The organism is Sphingosinicella sp. (assembly GCF_052388015.1).
Taxonomy (GTDB): domain Bacteria; phylum Pseudomonadota; class Alphaproteobacteria; order Sphingomonadales; family Sphingomonadaceae; genus Allosphingosinicella.
In genome coordinates this window covers 1-8,893 of sequence record NZ_JBQTIN010000084.1, presented here as the reverse complement: position 1 = coordinate 8,893, position 8,893 = coordinate 1, and the positions used below count along the sequence as shown (strand labels likewise).

Genomic DNA, 8,893 nt, shown 5'->3' with positions numbered 1-8,893 from the left:
GCGTCCAGCAGGGCATGGCCTCGTCTTATTACCGGCCGGGGCCGCTGGGCGAGAGCGAGGTCTGCCTTCGCAGCTTCGCGCAGAAACTCAGGCGGCTGATCCCGGAGACGCGGCTGGAGTCGCCGCCGGCGCGCTGGAGCGGACCGTCCGGCGCATGACCAGATAGACGGGAAGCCCCACGGCGGTCATCGCCAGGCCCCACAGGCCGGCCTCGATGCCCGCGCCGGAGAAGGCCCAGGCGGAGTAAGCGAAGGCCGCAACGGCGACGGAGATGAAGCCGGGCGAAGCCGAAACTTCACCCTCGCGCGCCAGCTTCAGGCTCGCCGCCGCGCAGGCGAAGTAAAGGATGATGGCGGTCGAAGTCGTCACCAGAACCATGAACTGGAACAGATTGGCGAGACCGCGCGAATAGTTGGCGAGCACCACGAGGGTCGCGAGTCCGCTGGAGATGATGTGGATGCGATAGGGGATCTCGTTGCGGTTGAAGCGCGCGGTCCAGGCCGGCAGCAGGCCGGCGCGCGCCAGCGCAAGGGGCATCTCGGCCTGAAGCAGGACGAAGCCATTGAGCGCGCCCAGGGCGGCGATCGCGACGAAGATTGCCACAATCGGGCCAAGTGCCGGGTTCACCAACGTTGCGAAGAAGGTGGCGAATGGCGCGTTCGAGTCCTGGATCACCGCCGCCGGCAGCATCAGGGTCACCGCCGAACAGGCGAGAAGGTAGAAGAAGCCGGCGATCAGCGCGCCGATCAGGGTCGCGCGCGGCACGATCCGTTCCGGGTTCTCCACCCGGTCACCGGCCGCGGCAGCGCTCTCGAAGCCGAGCATCGCGAACAGGGTCAGGGTCGCCGCCGCGCTGACGCCCGCCACGCCGATCGGCACCGTATCGTGAGGGGCGACCGCCGTCGAGCTGCCGGCGAGAAGCCAGCCGCCGACCAGAATCGCGCCCGCCAGCGGCAGCAGCTTGAGGACGGTCGTCACCAGCTGCACTTCGCCTGCGGCCCGCACGCCGAGGCAATTCACGAGAGTGAACAGCCAGACCAGGCCGATCGCCCCGGCGGCGGGCACGCCCGGCCCTGCCAGCCCCGGCCAGATGACCGATAGATTGCTGATCGCGGCGATGGCGAGCGTGGCATTGGTCACCCAGGTCGAGATCCAATAGCTCCAGGCGACGATGAAGCCGGTGCCGGGCCCGAATGCGGCGGCCGGATAGCTATAGGCTGCACAACTGTCCGCCCGCCCCCGAGCCAGGCGATTCAGAACGGCGACGAGGCAGAGCGAGCCGGCGATCGTGACCAGCCAGCCATAGACAGAATTCCATCCCAAAGGAGCCAGGCTGGCCGGCAGCAGGAAGACGCCGGCGCCGATCATGTTGCCGACGACCAGGGCGATGCACATGGCAAGGCCGAGCTTGCGCTTCGGCCGCAGCGATTTGTCGGTTGGCGCCCCCGCCATTAGGCAACGATGCGCTATTTGGGGGAGGAGGGGAAGGGGATTTGCCCTTCGCTTGCGCTCGGGCGTTTCGGCGGCGATCGTTCCCCGGACGATCGCTGTTCGCCGAAACTGGTGCGGTCGAGAAGACTCGAACTTCCACGGCCTTTCGGCCACAGCGACCTCAACGCTGCGCGTCTACCAGTTCCGCCACGACCGCACGTGAAAGCGAAGCTGAAAAAGCCCCGCCGATCTGGTGAGCGCGCGCCCCTAGCAGAGCCCGCGCATCGCCTCAATAGAGGAACATCGGCATCCCCTCGACCCGCATCAGCCGGGCGCGATAGGCTTCGGCGTCGTAGAGCGCGCCGACGTCCACCGCCCTGGTGCCGTGGAGCAAAGTGTCGATCGGCACATGGTCGTAATTGCCGTTGGCGAGCGCGACCATGCGGCCATGCTCGCCGCGCTGGAGCAGCTGAACGGCGAGCGCGCCGAAGGCGAAGCCGACCATCCGGTCCATCGCGTCGGGCTCGCCGGCGCGCATCAGATAAGCGAGTTCCTGGATCACCGTGCCCGAGCCCAGCCGCGCCTCGATCGCGTCGCCGATCCGCGCTCCGACCCGCGCGTCGGCGCGCTGGGTCGCCGGGCGCGACATGTCGGCGGCGTCCGCCTCCCCCGCGATCGACGCGCCTTCCGAGACGACGCACATCGCATAGCCGGCGGGATTGCTGGCCTTGTCCTCGGCGAGCAAAGGAAGCAGCCGGTCGAGATCGACCGGCACCTCGGCGATCACGGTCCGGTCGACCTGGGCGAGGAAGCCGGCGAGCAAGGCGGTCTCGCCGCTCCGCCGCCCGAACAATTCGACCACGCCGATCCGCTCGTGGCTCTCGACCGTGGTGCGGAGCGCATTGATCGCCTCGACCGAGCGGCTGACGGCGGTGGAGAAGCCGATGCAATAATCCGTGCCGAACACGTCATTGTCCATCGTCTTGGGGACGGAGACGACCTTCGCGCCCTGCCCCGCGAGATGGGCGGAGAAGCGCAAAGTCCCGTCGCCTCCCAGCGTGATCATCGCGTCGATGCCGAGCGCGTCGAGGACGCGCAGCACGTCGCCGGTCCGGTCGCCTTCCGCGTCGGTGCGCGGGTCGGTGCGGGAGGTATGGAGGATGGTGCCGCCGGCCCGGTCGATGCCGCGCACCGCCTCGCGGTCGAGGCTAAGGCTGTGCGCCGCGACGCTGGCCGGGTCGGCGGGGTCGATTCCCATCACCCCTTCCCAGCCGCGCCGGAAGCCGGTGACGCTCCAGCCCAGATCGTCGGCATTCAGCACGACCGAGCGGATGCAGGCGTTGAGGCCCGGCACGTCGCCGCCGCCGGTGAGTATTCCGATGCGCATGGTCATCGTCTATCGGCGCTCGCCATGAGCGACAACCGCGCCGACAGAAAAGCCGAAGCGCGGCGCATCGTCGCGCTCGCCTGGCCGATCATGCTGACCAGCCTCAACTGGACTCTGATGCACATGATCGACGTCGCGGTGGTCGGCCATTACGGCACCGACCAGCTGGCGGCGCTGGCGGCGAGCCGCATCCTCACCTTCATCTCGATCGTCATCGGCTTCGCCGGGCTAACCGGCATTCTCGTCTTCGCCTCGCGCGCCGATGGCGGCGGGCGGCTCGCCGAGACCGGTGACATCTTGCGCTCGGGCCTGATGCTCGGCCTGCTGCTCAGCTTTGCGATGGTGATCGTCCTCGGCGGTTTCGCCGAGCCGCTGCTCGCTTTGTTCGGCGTCGCGCCCGCTCTGCACCGGCCCGGCGGGGCGGTGGTCGAGGCGATGGCGCTCGCCTTCCCGGCCCAGTTCGTCCTCGCCGCGTCCTCCTACTTCCTCGAGGGGATCAGCCGCCCGCAGCGGGTGATGGCGGTCAACCTCGCCATGCTGCCGCTGAACGCGATCCTCGCCTGGGCTTGGGTCGGCGGGCATTTGGGCTTTCCCGCTCTGGGCGCCGTCGGCGCGGCCTATGCGACCGCCACCGCCTCGTGGGCGGGCGCCGCCGCGATGCTCACCCTGATCTGGATATTGCCCAGAGCCGGAGCGCGGAACGTGCGCGACTGGTCCGGCGCGGCGCTTGGCCGGGCGCTGCGCGGTGTGCCGCGCCTCGCCTGGTTCGGGCTGGTGCCCGCGATCGGCTCGGGGCTGGAGCTGGCCGGCTTCGCCTGGCTGATGGTGCTCTCGACCCAATTGGGCAACGCCGCCGCCGGCGCGTTCCAGGCGATGCTGGCGGTTCACAATATCGCTTTTGCCTTCTCGATGGGCTTCGGCTCGGCGGCCGGGGTCAGGGTCGGCAACGCCGTTGGCGCCCGGGAGCGCGATCAGGCCTGGCCGCGCGCGATGCTCGCCGCCGGGATCGCCGCCGCGATCCTTGGGTTCATCTCGCTGCCGCTCGTCCTCGCCGCGCCGCAACTGGTCTGGCCCTTTTCCGACGATCCGGAGGTGCTGCTGCTCGCCGCCTCGATGCTCGCGATCATGGGCGCCTTCCTGGTCTTCGACGGGCTGCAGTTCGTCTTCGCCTCCGCCCTGCGCTCATTGGGCGAGCAGGTCTGGGCCGGCGTCAACGGCATCGTCGGCTTCTTTCTCGTCACCGGCGGCCTCGGCGGCCTGCTGGTCGCGCGCGGCTGGGGGGCGGACGGCCTCGCCTGGGCGGCGGGCGCGGGGATGCTGGTCTGCGCGGCGCTGAACTTCGGCCGCTTCTGGTGGGTGCTCAGCCGACCGGGCCGAAATTGAGCGTCAGGGTGCGGCCGCCTTGCGGCACGCCGATCTCGGCGCTGTCGAACGGCACGCGGCCGCTCGGCTGGATCTCCGGCACCGGCGGCGCGATCGACCAGGAATAGATCACCCGGCCGTCGCCGTCCTTCAGCTCGGCGCGGATCTGCGGCACGCGCTGCACCTGGTCGGTGCGGTTGACGATCGCGCCCGACACTTCGAGCATCTCATTGCCGCTCTCCAGCCGGCGCGGCCGGGCGCTCTCGTCGACGATCGCCAGCGCGTCGCCGGTCTGGACCGGGATGCCGATCCCCGCGCTCCAGGCGGGCAACCCGAAATACTGGATGCCGAACGCCGCCCCGGTCATCAAGGCCGCGGCGACGATCGCGACGATCGTCCACATCTTGGCCGGGTTGCGCCGCGGGCGGAGGAACGACCCGTCGTCCTGATAGTCGAGCACTGGCTCGGGCGCCGGCGCCTCGACAGGCGGCGCGGGAGCGGGAACAGGGTCAGGCGCAGCCGGCCGCGACGCGACGCTGGCTGGCGCCTGGGGGGCGGGCGGCTGCTGAAACCAGCTGTGCCGGCAGCCGGCGCAACGCACCTGCCGGCCGGCGGACCCGATCGCGCTGTCCGGCACGACATAGCGGTTGCCGCAGGATGGACAGGACAGGATCATAGGTGTCGCAAACCCGTAATAATGAAGGGACTCTAAGCACGGTGCGGGGCGGCCACGCAAGCAATTGCCGGGCCGGCCAAATCACCGAGGCTTGAAGGCTGGGCGACGGCCGTGCGATGGCTTGTGCTTCGGCGGGGAGGCGGCGGGTCTTGAGCGCGGGTGGCACGATCGTCCAGTTCGACAATGTCGGCCTGCGCTACGGCACGGGCGCCGAGACGCTGTCGGACCTCTCCTTCTCGCTCAAAAGCGGCGGCTTCTATTTTCTCACCGGCCCCTCGGGCGCCGGCAAGACGTCGTTGCTGAAGCTGCTCTACCTCGCCTTGCGGCCGAGCCGCGGCGTGATCCGCCTGTTCGACGAGGATATCGTCACCATGGCGCGCGGCCGGATGCCCGGCTTTCGCCGCCGGATCGGCGTCGTGTTCCAGGAATTCCGGCTGGTCTCTCACCTTTCGACCTATGACAATGTCGCGTTGCCGCTCAGGGTCGCCGGCGTCGCCGACGACGATCTCGAGACGCCGGTGCGCGAGATGCTGGCCTGGGTCGGCCTCGCCGACCGCGCCAGCGCCCGGCCGCCAACCCTGTCGGGCGGCGAGCAGCAACGGGTGGCGATCGCCCGGGCGGTGATCGGCCGGCCCGAGCTGCTGGTCGCCGACGAGCCGACCGGCAACGTCGATCCGGACATGGCGCGCCGCCTCATCTTCCTGTTCGATTCCCTGAACCGGCTGGGCACGACGGTGATCGTCGCCACCCACGATCTTCACCTCATCCCGGAAGTGCCGGGCGCCGAGATTCTGCGCCTCGACCGCGGCCAGATCGCCGATCCCACCGGGGCGCTGCGCCACCCGCCGCGCAAGGTCGACGCATGAAAGGCGGCGTGCGCAAGTTCGGCGTCGCCGAGCGCGGCCTGCTGCCCGAAGGGCGGTTCGCCGGACCGATGCCCTGGGTGATCGCGATCATGATGTTCCTGACCGTGCTCGCTGCGGCCGCCGGTCTCGGTCTGGCCGGCGCCGCATCGCGCCTCGCCGAGCAGGTCGGTGGCCGGGTCACGGTTCAGGTGGTCGAGGCCAATCCGAGCGCCCGCGCCGCCCAGGCCGCGGCGACGGTGGCGGCGCTCCGCGATGTCCCGGGCGTGGTCGCCGTGCAGCCGGTGCCGGAAGCGGACATGGCGCGGCTGCTCGAACCGTGGCTTGGCCCAGGCGGGCTGGAGGGCGATTTGCCGACCCCCGCGCTGATCGACGTCGATCTCGCGCCGGACGCGCGCCAGGATCTCGGGCCGCTGCGCGCGGCGCTGGCGCGGGTCGCGCCCGCCGCGCGGGTCGACGACAACGCCCAGTGGCTCGCCCCTTTGGCCTCGCTGATCCAGGCGCTGCAATGGCTCGCCGCCGGCCTTGTGCTGCTGATGATCGGCGCGACGGCGGCGACCGTCGTTCTCGCCGCGCGCGCCGCGCTCGACACGCACCGCGCGACGATCGAGATCCTTCACCTGATGGGCGCGACCGACATCCAGGTCGCGCGCCTGTTCCAGCGCCGGATCGCGCTTGACGCCTTGTTCGGCGGCCTGGTCGGCTTCATCCTGGCCGGCGTGACCTTGATCGGCCTTGGCGAGCGGGTGACGGCTCTGGGATCGGAGCTGATCGGTTCGGCCACGGTCCCGGTGCAGGGCTGGGCGGTGCTGGTCGCGCTGCCGGCGCTCGGCGTGTTGCTCGCCATGCTGGTCGCCCGGCTGACGATCCTGCGCGCTTTGGGGCGGATGCTGTGATCCGCTTCCTCTACCGCGTCACCGTCCTGCTGCTGATCGCCTATCTGCTCGGCTATGCCTTGTTCGCGGTGCTGCTGCCGACGCCGGCCGGGGTCGAGCGCACCGATGCGATCGTCGTCCTGACCGGCCGGCCGGAGCGGCTCCGCCGCGGCTTCGATCTGCTTGGCCGCGGTCTCGCCCAAAGAATGCTGATCTCCGGCGTCGATCCCAGCGTCCGTGCCCGCGAGCTCGCCCCGGCTTATCATGTCGAGCCGCGCCTCATCGCCTGCTGCGTCGATATCGAGCAGCGCTCGTTCGACACCCGCTCGAACGCCGATGAGGTGAAGCGCTGGATGGAAGGGCGCGGCTACCGCTCGATGCGCCTCGTCACCGACGACGTTCACATGCCGCGCGCCCGCAACGAGATCGCCAGCCGGCTGGGCGAGGCGATATCGATCCTGCCCGACGCCATCCCGACCAGCCCCGGTTTCCGCGAATTGTTCTTCGAATATAACAAGTTCCTCTTCGCCTGGGCTGCCGACCGGCTCGGCATCTGATGAACGTCATTCGCTCGGCGCTGTTCGCGCTCATTTTCTATGGCTGGACGGTCATCGCCGTCTTGCTGTCCTTTCCGATCAGCCTGTTCGGCACCGGCGCGATTCGCGGCTGGGCGCACGCCTGGTGCCGCTTCCACCGCGTGCTGGCGCGCGGGCTGCTCGGGATCAGCAGCCAGGTGGAGGGTGCGCCGCCGGAAGGCGTGGCGCTGGTCGCGGTCAAGCACCAGTCGATGTTCGAGACGATGGAGATGGTGCTTCTCCTCGACACGCCCGCGGTGGTGTTGAAGCGCGAGCTCGCCGACGTCCCGCTCTGGGGCTGGGTGGTGCGCCGCTACGGCGTCATCCCGGTCGACCGCTCCGGCGGCGCCGCGGCGCTGCGCCGGATGATGCGCGCCGCCGAGGCGGCGGTCGCCGAAGGCCGGCCGATCCTGATCTTCCCCGAAGGCGCGCGCGCGCCGGTCGGCACGGCGCCGCCGCTCCAGCCGGGTTTCGCCGGCCTCTACCGGGCGCTCGGCCTGGCCATCGCGCCGGTCGCGGTGAACAGCGGCCGGCTCTGGCCGGCGCGCCGTTTCGTCAAGCGGCCGGGCGTCGTGACGTTCCGCTTCGGCGAGACCATCGCACCCGGGCTCAAGCGCGGCGAGGTCGAAACGGCGGTGCGCGCCGCGATCAACGCGCTGGAGCCGGAGGCCTTGTCAGCCGCGTAAGGTCCCGCCGAGCTTGCCGGCGGCGGCGACGATCTTTTCGGAAATCTCCTTCAGCGTCGCCTCGTGGAAGCTCTTGGCCACCGGCTGGAGAACAACCTCGATCGCGATCGACTTGCAGCCCTCGCCGACGCCCTCGCCGGTGAACAGGTCGAAGATGCGCGCGTCGGCGATCGCTGCCTTGTCGGCGCCCTTCACCGCGCGCAGCAGCCTTTCCGCCGGCAAATCGTCGGGCACGATGAAGGCGAAGTCGCGGATCACCGCCTGCAGGGGCGGCGGCGCATAGGCGACACGCATATGGCCGATGGCGCCGCGCCTGGCCGGTATCGCGTCGAGGAACAATTCCGCCGCCATCACCGGCCCGTCGAGGTCGAACGCGCGCGCGACCCGGGGATGAAGGGCGCCGAATTCGGCCAGGATCGTCTTGGGGCCAAGGCCCAGCCGGCCGGACTGGCCGGGATGATAGACGCTGGCCGCCTCGTCCAGGACCTGGAGATTGTCGACCGGCGCGCCGGCGGCGGCCAGGATGGCCAGCGCCTCGGCCTTGGCGTCATAGGCGTCGAAGGGCACGGCCTTGCCGCTGCGCCAGTTGCGCCGGACGCGCGGGCCGGCGAGGACGATGCCGATCGTCGGCCGCTCCTCGTCATCGAGATAGCGCCGCCCGATCTCGAACAAGGCGACCCGATCCGCGCCGCGCGCCCGGTTGCGGGCCGCCGCGGCGAGCAGGCCGGGCAGCAGCGAGGGGCGCATCGCCTTCATCTCCTCGCTGATCGGATTGGCGAGCAGCCAGGCTGAGCCGCCGAAATGCGCCGCCTCGGCCTCGGAAATGAAGCTCCAGGTCACCGCCTCGTCGAGCCCGAGCGCTGCCGCCGCGCGCCGCGCCCGCCGCTCGATCAGCTGCGCCGGCGTCGCGGTGGGCCTGGCGACGCCCGCCTCGCGCGGCAGCGGCGTCGAGGGCACCTGGTCCATCCCCTCGATCCGCACGACCTCCTCGACCAGGTCGGCCGGCCCGTCCACGTCGCGCCGCCATGACGGCACCGC

Annotated in this window: 8 protein-coding genes, 1 tRNA gene and 1 pseudogene; 5 read left to right on the top strand and 5 right to left on the bottom strand. The window is 70.4% G+C overall.

Annotated features, from left to right (window positions below):
* Positions 1 to 87: 87 nt before the first annotated feature.
* The 3 genes from ACT4N3_RS06955 to ACT4N3_RS06945 form a co-directional block, all read right to left on the bottom strand.
* Positions 88 to 1,452 carry an amino acid permease gene (locus ACT4N3_RS06955; RefSeq protein WP_444854483.1) on the bottom strand — a complete coding sequence of 455 codons (1,365 nt, stop codon included), beginning with the start codon at positions 1,450 to 1,452 and terminating at the stop codon, positions 88 to 90.
* 109 nt (positions 1,453 to 1,561) lie between these two features.
* Positions 1,562 to 1,648 (bottom strand) — tRNA-Leu (locus tag ACT4N3_RS06950).
* A 72-nt stretch (positions 1,649 to 1,720) separates the two neighbouring features.
* Entirely contained in the window at positions 1,721 to 2,818 is a 1,098-nt protein-coding gene (locus ACT4N3_RS06945; RefSeq protein WP_444854482.1) for a 6-phosphofructokinase, read from the bottom strand.
* 24 nt (positions 2,819 to 2,842) lie between these two features.
* Between ACT4N3_RS06945 and ACT4N3_RS06940 the strand changes: the two genes are divergently transcribed.
* A complete protein-coding gene (locus ACT4N3_RS06940; protein ID WP_444854481.1) occupies positions 2,843 to 4,201 on the top strand; it encodes an MATE family efflux transporter in 1,359 nt (452 codons plus the stop codon).
* Here ACT4N3_RS06940 and ACT4N3_RS06935 read toward each other — a convergent pair.
* Positions 4,179 to 4,856: a zinc-ribbon domain-containing protein gene (locus ACT4N3_RS06935; protein WP_444854480.1), complete on the bottom strand. Its 678-nt coding sequence runs from the start codon at positions 4,854 to 4,856 to the stop codon at positions 4,179 to 4,181. The two genes, ACT4N3_RS06940 and ACT4N3_RS06935, sit on opposite strands and share 23 nt — an antisense overlap.
* Before the next feature lie 149 nt (positions 4,857 to 5,005).
* Between ACT4N3_RS06935 and ftsE the strand changes: the two genes are divergently transcribed.
* Genes ftsE through ACT4N3_RS06915 form a run of 4 tightly spaced genes read left to right on the top strand, consistent with a single transcriptional unit; the run spans position 5,006 to position 7,855 of the window.
* Positions 5,006 to 5,722, top strand: coding sequence for a cell division ATP-binding protein FtsE (gene ftsE, locus ACT4N3_RS06930; protein ID WP_444854479.1), 717 nt, complete (start codon positions 5,006 to 5,008; stop codon positions 5,720 to 5,722).
* The gene (locus ACT4N3_RS06925; RefSeq protein WP_444854478.1) at positions 5,719 to 6,615 is read left to right on the top strand and encodes a cell division protein FtsX; all 897 of its coding nucleotides are present in this window, start codon (positions 5,719 to 5,721) and stop codon (positions 6,613 to 6,615) included. The genes ftsE and ACT4N3_RS06925 overlap by 4 nt, the downstream gene beginning before the upstream one ends.
* Entirely contained in the window at positions 6,612 to 7,151 is a 540-nt protein-coding gene (locus tag ACT4N3_RS06920) for a YdcF family protein (RefSeq protein WP_444854477.1), read from the top strand. The genes ACT4N3_RS06925 and ACT4N3_RS06920 overlap by 4 nt, the downstream gene beginning before the upstream one ends.
* Positions 7,151 to 7,855, top strand: coding sequence for a lysophospholipid acyltransferase family protein (locus ACT4N3_RS06915; protein WP_444854476.1), 705 nt, complete (start codon positions 7,151 to 7,153; stop codon positions 7,853 to 7,855). The genes ACT4N3_RS06920 and ACT4N3_RS06915 overlap by 1 nt, the downstream gene beginning before the upstream one ends.
* Here the strand turns inward: ACT4N3_RS06915 and ACT4N3_RS06910 are convergent.
* Positions 7,844 to 8,893 (bottom strand): annotated as a pseudogene (locus ACT4N3_RS06910) (phenylalanine--tRNA ligase subunit beta); the annotation flags it as partial. The gene ACT4N3_RS06915 and the pseudogene ACT4N3_RS06910 sit on opposite strands and share 12 nt — an antisense overlap.